Here is a 16,562-nt window from a genome sequence, read left to right as displayed (position 1 = left end):
TTGTTTAAAAAGGGGAGGGGCTATATCCCTCCCTTGCATTTTATCTATTTTCGATGAACCATTTTGCAGATGTTTCAACTTTCATCTGCTCGATGAGCGCCAGCTGCCTTTCATACTTCTCCTTTTCAGAAGCGACTGCTGCCAAGCGAGCTTTGATTTCAGCTTCTGCAACCCCCTTAGACCTAAGATTGGCTGTAATCTCTTCTTCGGTGAGCTTGTAGGCCCCCGAAGCGTACCACCGAAGACCATGCAATGTGTCCTCGGCGATTTTAATTTGCTCCTGCCTGAGCTTAAGCGCCCAGGCAATTTGTTTTTCAGAGCCTTGGAGCTCTGGGAGACCGGAGTTCTCGGCCTTCGCCTTGGCGGCTTCGGCTTCCTGTTTCCTGTAGCAATCGGAGCAGATAGTAGACTGCATCCACTCCATCTTTCTTTCTCTTTCCTTAATGGGTCCGAACAATTGGACTTCCACGGTATGCCCGCATGTGTGATTTACTGTGTATTTTCCCATGATGTACCTTCTTTCCCGCCTTTTCGCCGGCGCGCGATCTGTTGTTTGCTATGAATTAATTGTACTACGCGCGTGGTACAAAGTCAATACACATGAGTAAATTTGCTATAGAAAAATAGCACCCTGGGGAGGGTGCTATAGATGAGGGGAGAGTATTTAATTTGTAAGGGGTTAAACTTACCAACCCATCATACCACATCAGCAATTTGTCTGTCAAATAAGTGCAATTCATAATTGTATCATTTCCTATATAATAAGTGTGGTTTTGTAGATAAGCGCTTCTCCGCTACTGAAGAAGACAGATTCCGATCTGTCTTTTTTTGCGTATGGGAAAGCCTCTTTTGTTCGCGGGCGAGGATGTGCTATAATGAAAAAGTAGAACGATGCACGAGACAAGAAAAGGAAAAGGGAGAGTGTTCGGATGCGTATAGGAAGCGGATATGACGTACACCGTTTGGTGGAGGGGAGGGACCTGGTCCTGGGCGGAGTCAGGATTCCCCACCCCAAGGGGTTGCTGGGACATTCGGATGCGGACGTGGTTGTGCACGCGGTGATGGATGCCCTGTTGGGAGCCATGGGTCTGGGAGACATCGGGAAACACTTTCCAGATACGGACCCGGCCTATGAAGGCGCATCCAGCCTCCGTCTGCTGGCGAAGGTGGCGGAGCTGATGGAATCCCAGGGTTTCATGTTGGGGAATCTGGACGCCACCATCATTGCCCAGGCACCCAAGCTGTTGCCCCATATGGACTCGATGCGGACCAACATCGCTGCGGCCATGGATGTGGACCGAAACCGGATCAACCTGAAGGCGACAACGGAAGAGGGGTTGGGATTCACCGGAAGGCAGGAGGGAATCAGCGCCCAGGCGGTATGCCTAATCGAAAGGAAGGAACTGGAGGAGAAAACCTCCAGTCAGTGAGACGCATGAATTTGACATTTGAAAGATTGGACTTTTCAATGAACGGGGAGCTGAAGAGGAGGCTGGAGGTCAGGGAAATCCTGAGCTGCGAGTTCAACCTGCCCATCCTCTACCTGTGGGACGAAACATACGAAACCCGTTGCCATTTCCATCCCGACTACACCCTGATTGTGGAAACCTATGAAGGGGAAGAATATGCCCTCATGCCGGTTTGTGGGGAAGTTTTTTTTCCGGAGGCGCTGGAAGCCCTGCGGGGGTATTTCAAGTCAAAGGGAAAGGCGCTGACCATCTATTGTGCGGATGATGTCTTCAAAGGGTTCATTGAGAAGAACCATCCCGACGAATTCGATATAATTTCAGATAGGGACACCTTCGACTACCTTTACGATGCGGAAAAGTTGCGGACCCTGACCGGAAGGAAATACAACAAGAAGCGGAACCACCTGCATGCGTTCCTAAGGGAATACGAGGGCAGATATGCCTACAAGCCTTTAAGCGAAGGCGATGAACCCCGAATCTGTGAGTTTGTGAAGAAGTGGAATGAGGAAAGGGAAGACGACGCGTATTTCATCGAACAGGAAATCAAGGGGATTTGCAGCGTGATGAAGCACATGAGCCGTCTGGGGGTGAAAGCCGCCGGCATCTACATCGACGGAAGGCTGGAAGCGTTCACGATGGGCAGCGCCATCAACCAGGGGAAGGAAGCGATCATCCATGTGGAAAAGGCCAACACGAAGATCCGTGGACTCTACCAGTTTGTCAACCAGCAATTCCTGGTGCATGCCTATCCGGATGTGGCATTGGTGAACAGGGAGGACGATGTGGGGGAAGAAGGCCTGCGGAAGGCCAAACTGTCCTACCATCCGGTGCGGCTGGTGGAAAAGCATACCCTGCTTGAGGTGGAAAGGTGAGTGGACATTTGTGGAGGAGCTGGAAAACGGCCAAGTTTTGGGTTTTTGTGGCGAGGAAGACCGGAAGGACCTGCGAACGATTTGGGAAGCCTGTTTTGACGACACGCCGGCCTTTGTAGACTACTACTTCCGAAAGCGGATGGATCCCCTGCGCTGCATGGCCCTACGGGAGTGCGGGGAAATGGTGGCCGCCCTCCATCTGAACCGGCACCGGGTGGAGTTCCTGGGAAAAAACCATGACGTCAGTTATTTCGTGGGGGTTTCCACCTATGAAGTCCACCGGGGCAAGGGGCACATGCGGAAATTGATGGAGGCGGCCATACGGGAGTTGCACGCCGAAGGGGAGCTGTTCAGCCTGTTGATGCCGGTGGATTCCCGGTTGTACGACCGGTTCGGATTTGCCTTTGTGGAAGACCATCTGCAGACGGACTTCAACCCGGAGCACGAAACAGCGCTGGAGAAGGAATGGAGGGGGGGCCCCGGAAGGTTTCCGGCAAGAGGATCCTACCGTATGGTAGACAGGCAGGATCCAGGGCGTTTCCGTCAGGAATGGGAAGGGGTCCGGGCAGGCATGATCAGCTGCTATGGATTGGAAATGGTTCCCCTGTTCGGGGAAGGGCGTTTCCAGGCCCTGGTGGAGGAGTTGGCGGTGGAAGACGGGGGAATCCTGCTGGGTGAGCGGGGATATGCCGCATTTTATCCTGGAGAGACCTTGGAGGTCAGGGAAATCGCCGTCCTGGACAGGGATGCAATGTTCGAAATATTGCGCCATTTAAGGGAAAAAGCCGGGAAAAGGACGATAGGACTCAATACCCATCTAAAAGATTGCATAAAATACTTGATTCCTTATACAAATGATAATACAATCAAGGTAAGACCATTCATGATGGCCAGAATCTTGGACGCAAGACGCCTTTTGGCGGCTTATGTGGAGGCCCATCCCTTGGAAGTGGGAAGGGAACTCCGGATCCAGGTGCTGGACGGTCTGATTCCAGAGAACAACCGGACGTTTGCTTTACGGGAAAACCATGTGGAGGTGTTGCAGGGACAGGAGGTTTCGGCAGACCTGGCACTGGGCATCGATGCCCTTGCGCAGCTGGTCTTCGGTTACGGAAATGCCGCAGGGACCTGCTTTTTGCACGAAAGGTCAGGCAAGGGGAGTGTGGATTTGCCGTTTTTGGAAAGGGCATTCCCCGTCCGGGTACATTACTTCAACGAATGGATTTGAGCAATCGCATCCGGTTGAAGAAAACAGAGTGGTCAAATATCGCATACTGAGGAGGAACGGTCGATGGAGTTGAACAAAGTTGTCAAGAGTGGAATCAAAATCGCAGGATTGGCGGGACTGGCAGGATTGGGGTTTGCGGGCTACAAGGTGGCCACCAAGAGCAAGGAACTGAAGGAAGAGTTTGGCGAAGTGACCATGTTCAAGGGACGGACAGTAAGTTATGCGGGAGAGGTCTTCGTGGGAGATTCGGTTGCATCCATGTTCAGCGGCATGGTGATCGACCTGCGGGATTCGACCATCGAGGAGCCGGCTGTCCTGCAGATTTATGCGGAGTTCAGCGGTGTAAAGGTGATCGTTCCCGACGATTGGACCGTGAAAGTGGGCGGGAATGCGGAAAAGAGCGGTGTTTCCAGCACCATCGAATGGGAAGGGGATGTGGAGGAGGTTCCACAGCTGACCATCGAGTACGATGTGAAATTCTCCGGCCTTGAAATCAAGCGGGCGGCAGAGGTGGAAGCGGAAGAAGAGGAAGATTTCTACGAGGACTACGAGGAGTTCGTGGACGATCTGGAAGACGCCTCCGAAGATGTGGCGGAAAAGGTGGAAGATGTGGCGGAAGAGGCGCAGAAGAAAGCCGAAGAATTGGCGAAGGCCGCCAAGGACAAGGCTGCCGAAGTGAAGGACGCCGTCGAAGAAGCGGTCAAGGACCTGTAGAAGTCGGACAGCCGGCCAAAACAATATAAACAGAGGCGCCCCCAAGGTGGTTGAACCATCGCCTTGGGGGCGCCTCTGTGCAGCATCAGGGAAGCAGGGGGTCCTGCCGGAAGAAGTTCCATGGATTCATGGGTTCCCCCCGGTAGGTCGTTTCAAAATGGAGATGGGGTCCTGTGGAAAACCCCGTGCTCCCCACCTCCCCCAGCAACTGCCCCTTGGCCACAACCTCCCCGGGCTGGACATGGACCGCGTGCAGATGGGCATAAAGGGTGTGGATGCCCATGCCATGGTCCAGGATGACGGTCTCCCCTGTGATGTTCAAAGGCCGGGCCAGAACGACGGTTCCTCCGTTGGAAGCCAGGATGGGGGTTCCCTGGGGGGCTGCGATGTCGATGCCCCGATGGCGGTAGGCGGTCACATTGTCGTTGACGGAGCGGCGCATCCCGTATTCGGTGGAGATGCGGCCGGATACCGGCTGGAGGAAGGGGCCTGTCCACAATGCCTCGGGGGAGGTCCGGGCAAAGGCCTCCGCCAGGGCAAGCCGGTCTTCTGCAGCGCTTTCCTCTTCCCGCAAAGAGAGTGCCGCCGGGTCGATGTTCAGCTGCTGGACAGGAAAGTCCTTCGGCAGGATTTCCAGCGTCCATTCCAAATCCAGACTTTCATTGCCGGAAACCACCCGGATGTCCAGTGCATAGGTGCCGGGCACCGCATCGTAATCCAAAGGCAGGAAGCCCACATGCCCGTCTTCCAGGGACAGGAGGGGAAGGGGACCGGCGAAGGGGCCTGACTCCACAGTCAGCGTGGGAAGGGTCCCGGAATCCAGGTTGAGCAGGTTGCGTCCGCCTGCAACACGGAGAGGAAGCAGGTCACCGGGCTGGCAGGCTTGCAGGGGAAGGTCCAGAGACATGGGGAAATCCACCAGCAGCTCGAACGCATAAGTGGCGGAGGAATAGTAGGGGTGTGTCTCCGGGTCGAACCGTAGGGTGAGCAGGTACAGGTAGAGGCCTTCCTCCTCAGGAAGAGGCAAATTCCCCGCATCCACGGCCATTTCCCGGAGCGCTCCCGTCCCCGGTTCCAGGATCTTGAGGCTTGCGGCAGCACCAGGAAGGGTAGACTGTTCGAAAGCCAGAACGCCTCCCGGAGCATGCACCTGCAGGGTTTCCAGGGAGTGGACGGATTCCAGCAGGAAGTCCTTGTGGAGCAGGAGGGGGCCCCATGTCGGAAAGACGGAGGGGCGCCAGGCGATGGAGGTCCTGGGGGAGAACTCCTCCCCGTTCAATCGAAAAGAGGCCAGCGGCTCGAAGCCGGACAGGACATGGATGGATCCGGAAGGCCATTCCTCCGGGGAGGTTTGAACGGGTTCCCCGGACCCGGTGCTGGTGGAAATGCAGGCGGTACATAGGGAAAGGGTGGCCCACAGGCCTACCAGAAAGCGAAGCAACATGGGAAATCCTCCTCAGGGAACGGGATGGGACAACATACAATCTATCATTATACAGGGAAAACAGGCGGATGTAAACGTCGGGGAGGATTATTTCCGGGGGCCCGGTGGTTTTGTTTGTATGCGCTATCCCGGTATGATATAATGGTATCCAAACCGATTTTGGGAAGTCACAAGAAAACAGGACATGGAGAATTGCAATGGAACAGAAGAAGATCAGAACACGATTTGCACCAAGCCCCACAGGCAGGATGCATGTGGGCAACCTTAGGACGGCTCTGTATGCCTATCTGATAGCAAAGCATGCGGGCGGGGATTTTCTGGTGAGGATTGAGGACACCGACCGGGAGCGCTACGTGGAGGGGGCGGTGGAAATCATTTATCGCACGCTGCAGAACACGGGGCTGCACCATGACGAAGGACCTGACAAACCGGGGAACGTCGGACCTTATGTGCAGAGCGAGCGCCAGCAGATGGGGATCTATGCCCGCCATGCGGAAGAACTGGTGGAGAAGGGGGAAGCCTACCGCTGTTTTTGTGATGTGGAAAGGCTGGAAACCCTCCGCCAGGAGGCGGAGGCCCGGAAGGAGATGTTCAAGTACGACAAGCATTGCCTGGAGTTGTCTCCGGAGGAAGTCGCCAAGAAGCTGGCGTCGGGAGCACCCCATGTAATCCGGCAGAACAATCCGGCAGAGGGGAAAACGACCTTTGTGGACGAAATCTATGGGGAGATTTCCGTGGACAACAGCGAGCTGGACGACATGATCCTGATGAAGTCCGACGGTTTTCCAACCTACAATTTCGCCAATGTGGTGGATGACCACTTGATGGGCATCACCCATGTGGTCCGGGGGAACGAGTACCTCTCTTCCTCGCCCAAGTACAACCGGCTGTATGAGGCGTTCGGATGGGAGGTCCCCATCTACGTCCACTGTCCGCTGATCACCAATGAAGAGCACCAGAAACTGAGCAAGCGCAGCGGCCACTCATCTTATGAGGACCTGGTGGAGCAGGGTTTCCTCACGGAAGCCATCGTGAACTACGTCGCCCTCCTGGGCTGGAGTCCCGGCATCAATGAGGAGATTTTCAGCCTGGAGCAGCTGGTGTCGCTCTTCGACTACAGGAACATCAACAAGTCCCCGGCGGTCTTCGACATGAAGAAATTCCGGTGGATGAATTCCGAATACATCAAAAGGATGGATCCGGAGGTGTTTTATGGAATTGCACTGCCCCGGATCCAGGAGGTCTTGACCAGGCCCGGCCTGGACCTGAAGAAGATTGCCGCCCTGGCCCAGACAAGGATCGAGACCTTGCTGGAAATCGGAGACCAGGTGGATTTCTTCCAGGAGGTGCCGGTATACGACAGCAACCTCTACACCCACAAGAAGATGAAAACCAATCCTGAAGTGGCCCTGGCAAGCCTGGAGGGGATCCTTCCCGTGCTTGAGCTCCAGGAAGACTGGAGCTTCCAGGGACTGCATGACAGGGTGATGGAACATGTCCAGGAAAAGGGGATGAAAAACGGCCAGATGCTGTGGCCCATCCGCACGGCCCTTTCCGGAAAGGCCAGCACTCCCGGGGGAGCCTTCGATTTGGGAGAAATCCTGGGCAAGGAGGAAAGCATCCGGAGGATCCGAAAGGCCATCGACAAGCTCAAAAACGAAAGGGCCTAGGGGGACCGGGATGGGCAGGATATTGCACAACCGTTGGGAAGAGGTCATCGGTGAAGAGTTCGGGAAACCCTACTATCTGGAGATCAGGGAAACCCTCCGGCAGGCCTATCGGAGCCAGAGGATATTTCCTCCAGCGGAGGAGATTTTCAGCGCACTGCACATGACGGACTACGACGATGTGAAGGTCGTCATCCTGGGGCAGGACCCTTACCATGGACCCGGTCAGGCCCATGGACTCAGCTTTTCCGTGCGGGAGGGGGTGGCCATCCCCCCTTCCCTGCGGAACATCTACAAGGAACTGCAGAACGACCTGGGCTGCAGGATTCCCACCCATGGATGCTTGGAAAAATGGGCGAGGCAGGGGGTGCTCCTGCTGAACGCCGTTTTGACGGTGCAGGCGGAATCCCCGGCCTCCCACAGCAAGCTGGGATGGCAGAATTTTACGGATGAGATCATCAGGAAACTGAACCGCAGGGAAAAGCCGGTGGTGTTCATCCTTTGGGGCAGCTATGCCCGGAGCAAGAAGAACCTCATCACGGAAAAAAGGCATTTGATCCTGGAGTCCCCCCATCCAAGCCCTTTGTCGGCTTCCCGGGGCTTCTTCGGCAGCAGGCCTTTTTCCAAAACCAACGTATTTTTAACCAGCATAGGGGAAACGCCCATCGACTGGCAGATCTACTGAAGGTCTGTCAAGGAGCCGTTCCCATAAAATACAGGAGGCAAAGATGTTGAATATCGCAGTCGAGTTGACAACCGCACCCAAGGCCAAACCAGACCAGGAGAATCTGGGCTTCGGCAATTACTTTACGGACCACATGTTCATCATGGACTATACGGAAGGGAAGGGGTGGCATGACCCGAGGATCGTTCCTTACCAGCCCCTGGTCCTGGACCCCGCCACCATGGTCTTCCATTATGGCCAGGAGATGTTCGAAGGGCTGAAAGCCTACAAGACGGCGGACGGGAACGTCCAGATGTTCCGTCCTGAGAAGAACATACAGAGGACGAATGTGACGAACGAACGGATCTGCATCCCCTCTGTGGATGAGGCCGATGCGCTCCAGGCCATCGTGAAGCTGATCCAGGTGGACAAGGACTGGGTGCCGGACGCCCCGGGAACCTCCCTGTATGTACGCCCCTTCATCATCGCCACGGATCCTTTCCTGGGCGTGCGTCCTTCCTTCACCTACAAGTTCATCGTCATCCTGTCTCCGGTGGGGGCCTACTACAAGGAGGGGCTGAACCCTACGAAAATCTATGTGGAGACCGAGTTCGTCCGCGCTGTTCCGGGAGGCATCGGTTATGCCAAGACGGGAGCCAACTATGTGGCCAGCCTGAAGTCCCAAATGAAGGCGAAGGAAAAGGGGTACAGCCAGGTTCTGTGGCTGGACGGACTGGAGCGGAAGTATGTGGAGGAAGTGGGCACCTCCAACGTATTCTTCAAGATCAAGGGGGAAGTTGTGACACCCTCCCTCCAGGGGAGCATCCTGCCAGGTGTAACGAGGGATTCCGTCATCCAGTTGCTCCAGTCCTGGGGGATTCCTGTGATGGAAAGGCGCATCACCATCGACGAGGTGTTTGAGGCAGCCCAGAACGGAGACCTTGAAGAGGCGTTCGCCACAGGGACGGCTGCGGTCATCTCTCCCATCGGGGAATTCAACTGGGAAGAGCGGATTGCCTCCATCAACGGGGGGAAGATCGGAGAACTCTCCAGGAAGGTGTATGACACCATCAGCGGTATCCAGAGAGGCACCATCGAAGACGCCTTTGGGTGGACAGTGAAAGTCGAATAGGGATGTCCAAAGGGAAGGAACGCATCTGGATCGTCTACAGCCGGGAAGCCCTGTCTCCGGACAAGGGAAAAAACGCCTCCGGCTGGATGCTGGAGGCCGGGAAAGCCTGGGGCTTTGAAGGGGAAATCGTCTTTTCGGAAGACTTGCTGGCCGGTTATGGGAAGGTGCCGTTCCTGTACCGCCAGGGACGGCCGGCAATCTTGCCGGACTTGGCCCTCATGCGCTGCTACGACCTGGGATTGGCCAGGGTGCTGGAAGAACTTGGAGTTCCCGTATTCAACGGAAGCGGACCCATGGAGGCCTCCCGGAACAAGTTGGAAACCCACAGGCATCTGTGCAGGAGAGGGCTTCCCATGCCTCTAACCCTGCAAGTGGGGGCGCTGTCCCAGGAGATGCCGGTGGACCGGGAATACGAAGCGGTGGCGGAGGTCCTGCAGGCGGGAGATTTCGTGGCGAAGGTACCGGAAGGTTCCAAAGGGGAAGGGGTCCATCTGGTGGACAGCCCAACGGCCTACCGGGAGCTGCGGAAAATCCACCCCCAGGAGGTCCTGTGCCAGTCCTATGTCCGGGAGAGCAGCGGCAGGGACTATCGGGTGTACGTTGTGGACGGGAAGGCCGTCGGTGCTGTGGAGCGCAGTTCCAGGGAGGATTTCCGGTCCAACATGGCCCAGGGGGGGAAGGTGCGCCTGGTGTCTCTGGAAGGGGGCAAGGCTGCTTTGGCTGAGACTGCGGCAGCCGCCCTGGGATTGTTTTTCGCCGGAGTGGACCTGCTGGACGGAGCCGAAGGGTTGCTGGTCTGTGAAGTGAACGCCTGCCCCGGGTTCAGGGGAATCAGCATGGTGTCTTCCATCAGCATCCCCCATGCCATCTTTCAAGGATTAAGGAGGGTTTTGTCATGAGCACCCTGATTGTCTATTCTTCCAAGCACGGCACCACCGAAAAGGTTGTGGAACGGTTGAAGGATAAGCTTGAACAGCCGGTCAAGGCGGTCAATGTGTCCAAAGAAAAGAATGTGGACTGGGATTCCTGGGACAAAGTGATAATCGGGGGCCCCATCTATGTGGGGAACTTGAAGTCGGATCTGAAGATTTTCGTGGAGCGGCATCTGGAGAAGATCCTGGAGAAGAAGATCGGCCTGTTCATCTGCTGCATGTACCATGACGATGCGGCGGCGGAACAGTTCAACCATGCCTACTCCGACGCGCTTCTGGCGGCGGCCCAAGTAGACGGATGGTTCGGCGGGGAAGTGCACCCTTGGGAGTTGAGCCTGCTTGAAAAGACCGTAGTGCGCATGGTCGACAAGGGGGTTCTGGAGAATGCGGTTCTGGACCTGGATGAGGTGGACAGGTTTGCGGGGAAAATGAACGCGATTTAATAAAATGCACGCAATTGCTTGCGTTTTGCGCAAAGTTGTGCTATAGTAAACAATTGTGGTTACTAGATACATCCAGATTGGAAGAAAAATGGGAAGAACCGCCCGTGCGTCATGTGTGGACGGTCCAAAAATTGCGTGGAATGGAACTTGCGGCACCCAGGTGTAAAGTTCATATTTTTAGCCGATTTTCCAGATCTGGATCGACAAGAGAAGGAAAAGGTAAAGTATGAATTATCAGGAAATGAACGTAAGTGATGCAGTCAAACAGGCAGTCAGGGATATGGGCTTTACGGAGCCTACAGAAATCCAGGAAAAGGGAATCCCTTTGATCCAGTCTGGAGTGGATGTCATCGGACAATCCCAGACAGGAACAGGGAAGACCGCTGCCTTCGCAATCCCCATTTTGGACAAGATAGATCCGGAGCTGGAGGGCCCCCAGGTGTTGGTCATCTGCCCCACCAGGGAACTTTCGGTGCAGGTGAGCAACGAGTTCCAAAAGCTTGCGAAATATATGCAGTCGGTCAAGGTGACCGCGGTCTACGGCGGAGACCCCATCCGGAACCAGATCATGGCCCTGCGCAGGGGTGTGAAGGTGGTTGTGGGGACACCCGGAAGGACCATCGACCACATCAACCGCAGGACGTTGAAGCTGGACAACGTGCATACGGTCATCCTGGATGAAGCAGACGAAATGCTGAAAATGGGATTCAGGGAGGACATCGAGCTCATCCTGAGCCAGGTCAAGCCGGAGAGGCAGACCATCCTTTTCTCCGCGACCATGCCCAAGACCATCATCGACATCACGAAGAAATACCAGAAGGACCCGGCCATGATCCAAATCAAGGCCACCGGAATGACCACCGCCACCGTCAAGCAGGAGTACTGCCAGGTGAAGGAAGTCCACAAACCGGAAGCCCTAGGCAGGATCCTGGACGCCTTCGACCCTAAACGTTGCATCGTGTTCTGCAACACCAAGAACAAGGTGGACGACGTGACGGAAGCGCTCCAGGCTAGAGGCTACATGTGCGAGAAGATCCACGGGGACCTGAAGCAGGAGCTGCGCTTGAACGTATTGCGCAAATTCAACGAAGGGATCGTGAACGTCCTGATCGCAACGGATGTTGCGGCCAGGGGGCTGGACATCAAGGGCGTTGACCTGGTCGTCAACTTCGACGTGCCGGACAAGGAAGACTACTATGTCCACAGGATCGGACGAAGCGGAAGGGCGGGCAAGGAAGGCCATTCCATGACGCTGGTGTCCAAAAGGGAAGTGCGGCTGCTCCAGAACATCCGCTTCTACATCAAGAAGGACATCGAGCGGGTAAAGATCCCCACCATCGCCCAGGTGAATGAAATCAGGGCGGAGCGCTACATCGACACACTGGTGGATGCCATCGGCGTGGGGCGCCATGCAAGATATGAAGACCTGATCGAGACAATAGAGGCCAGAGGCGTGGACTTGCGCCAGATTGCGGCGCATCTGCTGAAGAACGTCCTGGAGCTTTCCGACGTGGGCGAGCATGAGGACATCAACGAGCTCCACGAGGAGAGGCGGCCAGCATACGACGGAAAGGCCAGAACGGACCGGAAGACCGGCGTCGGCCGCAAGTTCGAAGACAGGCGTTCCGGTGGAGGAAAGCAGGGACAAGGCCGTGTAGGCATGTCCAGACTCTTCATCAATGTGGGCAAGAGCCATAATGCAATGGCAAGGGACATCGTGGGCGCCGTTGCAGGGGAAAGCGGAATTCCGGGAAGCCATATCGGCAGCATCGACATGTTCGACAAGTATTCCTTCATCGACGTCTTGGAGAAGGACGTGGCCCAAGTCCTGCGCAGCATGCAGGACAAGCGGATCCGCGGCCGCAGGATCAACATCGAAGAAGCGAACGCAGCACAAGAGAGGCGGTAAACGCCAAGGCAGAGAGGCCTGTACAGCAACCTGGTTGCGGTACAGGCCTTCTTTCCAATTGAAAGGAGGCAAGGAGCCGATGGCGCTGTTTGCAAAGGACTTCACAAGACACTACAAGCCGTTCCTTTTCGCAATGGCGTGCCTGGTGTCGGAATCCTTCTTCGACCTGATGCAGCCGGTCCTGATGGCCAGCATCGTCGACATTGGCGTGGCCCGCAACGACTTCGGTACCATCCTGCGCACAGGAGGACTGATGCTGGGGATTACGGCCGCAGGAGCGGCCATGGCCCTGGGGAGGAGCATCATCTCCACCACTTTGTCCCAGGAAGTGGGGGCGGACCTGCGGCGTGAAGGTACAGGCCCTTCCGCTGCAGGAGAGCAACCGCTTTGAGACGGGATCCCTGATCACCCGGATGACCAATGACGTGACACAGGTGCAGAATTTCGTCATGGGCATCATGCGGATTTTTGTCAAGGCACCCCTGTTGGGGATTGGAAGCGTAATCATGGCGGTCTGGCTGGATAGGGGCATGGCGGCCATCCTTTTGGCTACGGTTCCGGTGGTGGCGCTGTTGCTCTACGTGAACATACGGCTGGGAACCCCCTATTTTTCCAGGGTGCAGAAGGCGTTGGACAAGGTGAACGTCATCCTGCGTGAATTCTTGGCGGGAGTGCGGGTGGTGAAGGCCTTCAACCGGTCCGATTACGAGGAGGAGAGGTTTTTCGGGGCCAACAGGGAGCTGACCCGAACGACGACGGCTTCCATGCGGCTCCTTTCCGTATTCCTTCCGTTCATCGGGCTGGTGGTGAACATGGGGATCGTGCTGCTGCTCTGGTTCGGTGGGAACAGGATCCTCCAGCAGGACTTCCAGCCGGGAAAACTGATCGCCCTAGTCAACTACATGGTGCAGATCCTGATTTCCCTGGTGATGATCTCCAACATCATCGCCGTCCTGGCTAGGACCAAGACATCTGCCGCAAGGATTGCCGAAGTGCTGGAAGTGGAGCCGGCACCTACGGGAAAGGGAACGCTCCCGGAGGAGAAGCTGCCAGACCTGGGGAAGATCGTGTTTGAAGGGGTTTCCTTCAGCTACGACGGTGCCCTGGAGGAACCGGTCCTCCAGGATGTGTCCTTCGCCTGCAGGGAAGGGGAAATCCTGGGGATCATAGGTCCCACCGGTTCAGGGAAGAGCAGTCTGGTCCAGCTTCTGGTCCGGCTCTATGAGGTCAGCCAAGGGAGCATCCGCCTGGATGGAAAAGACATCCGGGCCATGGAGGAAACCGCGTTGCGCAGGAAGGTCGCCCTGGTTCCCCAGAAGTCCCTGCTTTTCACCGGAACGATCCGGGAGAACATCCTCTGGGGAGCGGAAGGGGCAGGGGAGGAGGAAATGGTGGAGGCGGCCAGGAAGGCCCAGGCCCATGAATTCATCCTCCAATACAAGGATGGGTACGATACCCTTGTGGGACAGGGGGGCGTGAACTTGTCCGGCGGGCAGAAGCAGCGCGTCTGCATCGCAAGGGCATTGGTGGGGAAGCCGGAGGTGCTCATCCTGGACGATTCCACCAGTGCGGTGGACGGGGGGACGGAAGGAAGGGTTCTGGAAGGTCTGCTGGAAGACGGAAGGGGTACCACCATCCTGTGGGTGGCCCAGAACATCCGGACCATGGACAGGGCCCATAGGATCCTGGTGATGGAAGACGGAAAAGTGGCTGGCATGGGGGACAGGGAAATGCTGATGGCATGCTGCCCGGTTTACCGGGAACTGGCGCGTTCCCAGATGGGAAGGAGGCTTTAGATGAACGGTTTTGGAGGAGGGATGCAACGGGGAATCGGGTCCGGAGGGACGCCGGTGGCCAAGGCAAAGGACATGAGGGAAACCCTTCTGCGGCTATGGACCTACTTTGGGAACGAAAGGAAAGGGCTGCTGGCCGTTTTCGCACTTTCGCTGGGGGGGACCCTGCTGGGCCTGGCAAGTCCCTATCTGATCGGCCGGGTCATCGATGGTCTGGAGATGGAGAGGATTCCGGGGATGGAAAGCCGGGAGCGGCTGTTTCTGCTGTGCATGGGCCTGGGGGCGGTGTATGCCGCCGACGCTCTGGCAGGCCTGGGGCAGGGCTGGCTGATGGCCCGCATTTCACAGAATGTGGTCCATCAGCTGCGGAAAAACCTGTTCGGAAAGCTGCAGAAGCTGCCTCTCCGTTTCTTCGACACCCATACCCATGGGGAGGTCATGAGCAGGCTTGCAAATGACGTTGACAACATCAGCAGCACCGTCGCCACTTCCATGACCCAGTTCTTTTCGGGGGTCCTGATGGTGGGTGGAGCCCTTGGGGTGATGCTCTGGTTGAGTCCGTTGCTGACCATGGCCAGTGCGGTCACCTTGCCGCTGATGCTCCTGCTGACAAGGACCATCGGCCGGAAGACCAGGGAGTTGTTCCGGGAACAGCAGAACGCTCTAGGACGCTTGAACGGACTGATCGAGGAGGGGATTTCTGGCCTTCTGGTGGTGAAGGCATACAACAGGGAAGCGGTTATGGGGTTGGATTTCCAAAAGGCGAACCAGGCCCTCATGCAGGCGGGGATCCGGGCCCAGGTTTGGGCAGGAATGATGATGCCTTCCATGCATGTGTTGAACAACCTTGGTTTTGTGACGGTCGCCTTCTTCGGAGGCTGGATGGCCCTTCATTCCATGGCAAGCATCGGCCTGATCGCCAGCTTCGTAGGCTACACGAAACAGTTCACCCGTCCGCTGGTGACCCTGTCCAACATCTACAATACCCTCCAGACCGCGATTGCAGGCGCAGAAAGGGTGTTCGAGGTACTGGACGAGGAGGAGGAGGCGGAAAATGTGGAGAAGCCGCTGCCCCTGGGAAGGATCCAAGGGCGGGTGGTGTTCGACCGGGTGGATTTCAGCTATGAGCCGGGGCAGCCGGTACTCAAGAGCATTTCCTTCCAGGTGCGGCCGGGCATGACCGTGGCCCTGGTGGGTCCCACAGGAGCGGGCAAGACCACAATCGTGAACCTGTTGACCCGGTTCTATGAGGCCGACGGGGGAAGCATCACCATCGATGGGAATCCCATCGGCGCCTATGCAAGGGAAGAGCTGTTGGGCCGTTTCGGCGTCGTACTGCAAGACACCTACCTGTTTGCGGGGACCATCCGGGAGAACCTCCGCTACGGGAGGCAGGATGCCGGAGACAAGGAAATCCTGGAAGCGGCCAGGGTCTCCGGTGCCCACCAGTTCATCCATCATCTTCCCCATGGATACGACACGGAACTTGTGGAGAGTGGAAGGAACTTGAGCCAAGGGGAGCGGCAACTGCTTGCCATCACCAGGGCCATGCTGACGGAACACGACATCCTGGTCCTGGACGAAGCCACCAGCAATATCGACACAAGGACAGAAATGCATATTCAAAGCGCCCTTTTGAAGCTGATGGAAGGGAAGACGAGCTTCGTCATCGCCCATCGGTTGAGCACCATCCGGGATGCGGACCTGATCCTGGTGGTGGAGGAGGGGCGGATCTCCCAGCAGGGAACCCACCAAACACTTTCCATGGAAGAAGGGTACTATAGGAACTCCCTCTAGAATTCCAGGGTGGGCTTCTGGATGAAGTTGTACCGGACTAGGCTTTGGATCTGCTCGTGGATCATCTGCAGGGCCAAGGTGTCGCAGAGGGCCAGGACATGGATCACATCCTCCATCTTTTTCCGGAGGAGGAGTTGTTCCGCCAGCCACGAGGGGTCCTTTGCCTGGGTCCTGTAGAGGGCGCTGGGAGAAGGGAAGTCGATCCGGTGCTCCAGCTGGTATCTGGCATACTCTTCCTTTGCCATGTTCTGGAAGGAACGGCTGCCCCCTAGGAGACTGTCCACGGTAGTGTTCGTAAGGTCCGCAATCCTGCACAGGGTTTCGAGGCTGGCTTTCTTTTCGCCGCGCTCGACCATTCCGAGGAAGGAACAGGAGACGTGGATTTTCTTCGCGAATTGGGTTCGGGTTAAGGAAAGGCTTTCGCGGGCCGCCTTGATGGCGAGGCCTAGCCGGTCGATTCTGTAGCTCATGGGATTACCTCTCTTTTGTCGTGATGCG

At 56.5% G+C, this 16,562-nt stretch carries 16 protein-coding genes; 13 read left to right on the top strand and 3 right to left on the bottom strand.

What is annotated here, in order from left to right:
- Positions 1 to 40 precede the first annotated feature (40 nt).
- Entirely contained in the window at positions 41 to 508 is a 468-nt protein-coding gene (locus GXN74_RS09640; protein ID WP_162370725.1) for a hypothetical protein, read from the bottom strand.
- 421 nt (positions 509 to 929) lie between these two features.
- Between GXN74_RS09640 and ispF the strand changes: the two genes are divergently transcribed.
- The 4 genes from ispF to GXN74_RS09620 all read left to right on the top strand — a co-directional run bounded on the left by ispF (position 930) and on the right by GXN74_RS09620 (position 4,283).
- Positions 930 to 1,430, top strand: coding sequence for a 2-C-methyl-D-erythritol 2,4-cyclodiphosphate synthase (gene ispF, locus GXN74_RS09635; protein WP_162370724.1), 501 nt, complete (start codon positions 930 to 932; stop codon positions 1,428 to 1,430).
- A gap of 5 nt (positions 1,431 to 1,435) precedes the next feature.
- A complete protein-coding gene (locus GXN74_RS09630) occupies positions 1,436 to 2,341 on the top strand; it encodes a DUF2156 domain-containing protein (RefSeq protein ID WP_162370723.1) in 906 nt (301 codons plus the stop codon).
- A 10-nt stretch (positions 2,342 to 2,351) separates the two neighbouring features.
- Complete coding sequence (locus tag GXN74_RS09625; protein ID WP_162370722.1) at positions 2,352 to 3,569, top strand: GNAT family N-acetyltransferase; 1,218 nt, start codon at positions 2,352 to 2,354, stop codon at positions 3,567 to 3,569.
- 63 nt (positions 3,570 to 3,632) lie between these two features.
- Positions 3,633 to 4,283 (top strand): hypothetical protein, encoded by a 651-nt coding sequence (locus GXN74_RS09620; RefSeq protein ID WP_162370721.1) that lies wholly within the window; start codon positions 3,633 to 3,635, stop codon positions 4,281 to 4,283.
- A gap of 85 nt (positions 4,284 to 4,368) precedes the next feature.
- Here GXN74_RS09620 and GXN74_RS09615 read toward each other — a convergent pair whose 3' ends face one another.
- Complete coding sequence (locus GXN74_RS09615; protein ID WP_162370720.1) at positions 4,369 to 5,727, bottom strand: M23 family metallopeptidase; 1,359 nt, start codon at positions 5,725 to 5,727, stop codon at positions 4,369 to 4,371.
- 197 nt (positions 5,728 to 5,924) lie between these two features.
- On the opposite strand from GXN74_RS09615, the gene gltX reads away from it, so the two are divergent.
- From gltX to GXN74_RS09575, 9 genes are all read left to right on the top strand, one after another.
- The gene (gene gltX / locus GXN74_RS09610; protein ID WP_162370719.1) at positions 5,925 to 7,397 is read left to right on the top strand and encodes a glutamate--tRNA ligase; all 1,473 of its coding nucleotides are present in this window, start codon (positions 5,925 to 5,927) and stop codon (positions 7,395 to 7,397) included.
- Between the two features lie 10 nt (positions 7,398 to 7,407).
- Positions 7,408 to 8,079: a uracil-DNA glycosylase gene (locus GXN74_RS09605; RefSeq protein WP_162370718.1), complete on the top strand. Its 672-nt coding sequence runs from the start codon at positions 7,408 to 7,410 to the stop codon at positions 8,077 to 8,079.
- Positions 8,080 to 8,125: 46 nt separating this feature from the next.
- Positions 8,126 to 9,190, top strand: a complete 1,065-nt coding sequence (locus GXN74_RS09600) for a branched-chain amino acid aminotransferase (protein WP_162370743.1) — start codon at positions 8,126 to 8,128, stop codon at positions 9,188 to 9,190.
- 2 nt (positions 9,191 to 9,192) lie between these two features.
- Positions 9,193 to 10,089, top strand: a complete 897-nt coding sequence (locus GXN74_RS09595) for an ATP-grasp domain-containing protein (protein ID WP_162370717.1) — start codon at positions 9,193 to 9,195, stop codon at positions 10,087 to 10,089.
- Positions 10,086 to 10,565: a flavodoxin domain-containing protein gene (locus GXN74_RS09590; RefSeq protein WP_162370716.1), complete on the top strand. Its 480-nt coding sequence runs from the start codon at positions 10,086 to 10,088 to the stop codon at positions 10,563 to 10,565. The genes GXN74_RS09595 and GXN74_RS09590 overlap by 4 nt, the downstream gene beginning before the upstream one ends.
- A gap of 226 nt (positions 10,566 to 10,791) precedes the next feature.
- Entirely contained in the window at positions 10,792 to 12,474 is a 1,683-nt protein-coding gene (locus tag GXN74_RS09585; RefSeq protein WP_162370715.1) for a DEAD/DEAH box helicase, read from the top strand.
- Between the two features lie 79 nt (positions 12,475 to 12,553).
- A complete protein-coding gene (locus GXN74_RS14300) occupies positions 12,554 to 12,865 on the top strand; it encodes an ABC transporter transmembrane domain-containing protein (protein ID WP_212505764.1) in 312 nt (103 codons plus the stop codon).
- Positions 12,822 to 14,270, top strand: coding sequence for an ABC transporter ATP-binding protein (locus tag GXN74_RS09580; RefSeq protein ID WP_212505763.1), 1,449 nt, complete (start codon positions 12,822 to 12,824; stop codon positions 14,268 to 14,270). Before GXN74_RS14300 ends, GXN74_RS09580 begins: the two co-directional genes overlap by 44 nt.
- A complete protein-coding gene (locus GXN74_RS09575) occupies positions 14,271 to 16,064 on the top strand; it encodes an ABC transporter ATP-binding protein (RefSeq protein ID WP_162370714.1) in 1,794 nt (597 codons plus the stop codon). It begins immediately after the preceding gene.
- Here GXN74_RS09575 and GXN74_RS09570 read toward each other — a convergent pair.
- Positions 16,061 to 16,534 carry a helix-turn-helix domain-containing protein gene (locus GXN74_RS09570; RefSeq protein ID WP_162370713.1) on the bottom strand — a complete coding sequence of 158 codons (474 nt, stop codon included), beginning with the start codon at positions 16,532 to 16,534 and terminating at the stop codon, positions 16,061 to 16,063. The genes GXN74_RS09575 and GXN74_RS09570 overlap by 4 nt on opposite strands.
- Between the last annotated feature and the right edge of the window lie 28 nt (positions 16,535 to 16,562).

Origin of the sequence: Anaerotalea alkaliphila (assembly GCF_010179735.1) — a bacterium.
Lineage (GTDB): Bacteria > Bacillota > Clostridia > Lachnospirales > Vallitaleaceae > Anaerotalea > Anaerotalea alkaliphila.
The sequence above is the reverse complement of the archived record's forward strand: the minus strand, read 5'-3'. Positions and strand labels throughout refer to the sequence as shown.

Excerpts from the sequence above, each read along its gene's own strand:
- GXN74_RS09590 (WP_162370716.1), top strand. The coding sequence starts at position 10,086 with ATGAGCACCCTGATTGTCTATTCTTCCAAGCACGGCACCACCGAAAAG.
- GXN74_RS09570 (WP_162370713.1), bottom strand. The coding sequence starts at position 16,534 with ATGAGCTACAGAATCGACCGGCTAGGCCTCGCCATCAAGGCGGCCCGC.
- GXN74_RS09595 (WP_162370717.1), top strand. The coding sequence starts at position 9,193 with ATGTCCAAAGGGAAGGAACGCATCTGGATCGTCTACAGCCGGGAAGCC.
- GXN74_RS09575 (WP_162370714.1), top strand. The coding sequence starts at position 14,271 with ATGAACGGTTTTGGAGGAGGGATGCAACGGGGAATCGGGTCCGGAGGG.
- gltX (WP_162370719.1), top strand. The coding sequence starts at position 5,925 with ATGGAACAGAAGAAGATCAGAACACGATTTGCACCAAGCCCCACAGGC.
- GXN74_RS09620 (WP_162370721.1), top strand. The coding sequence starts at position 3,633 with ATGGAGTTGAACAAAGTTGTCAAGAGTGGAATCAAAATCGCAGGATTG.
- GXN74_RS09615 (WP_162370720.1), bottom strand. The coding sequence starts at position 5,727 with ATGTTGCTTCGCTTTCTGGTAGGCCTGTGGGCCACCCTTTCCCTATGT.
- GXN74_RS09630 (WP_162370723.1), top strand. The coding sequence starts at position 1,436 with ATGAATTTGACATTTGAAAGATTGGACTTTTCAATGAACGGGGAGCTG.
- GXN74_RS09585 (WP_162370715.1), top strand. The coding sequence starts at position 10,792 with ATGAATTATCAGGAAATGAACGTAAGTGATGCAGTCAAACAGGCAGTC.
- GXN74_RS09640 (WP_162370725.1), bottom strand. The coding sequence starts at position 508 with ATGGGAAAATACACAGTAAATCACACATGCGGGCATACCGTGGAAGTC.
- GXN74_RS09605 (WP_162370718.1), top strand. The coding sequence starts at position 7,408 with ATGGGCAGGATATTGCACAACCGTTGGGAAGAGGTCATCGGTGAAGAG.
- GXN74_RS14300 (WP_212505764.1), top strand. The coding sequence starts at position 12,554 with ATGGCGCTGTTTGCAAAGGACTTCACAAGACACTACAAGCCGTTCCTT.
- ispF (WP_162370724.1), top strand. The coding sequence starts at position 930 with ATGCGTATAGGAAGCGGATATGACGTACACCGTTTGGTGGAGGGGAGG.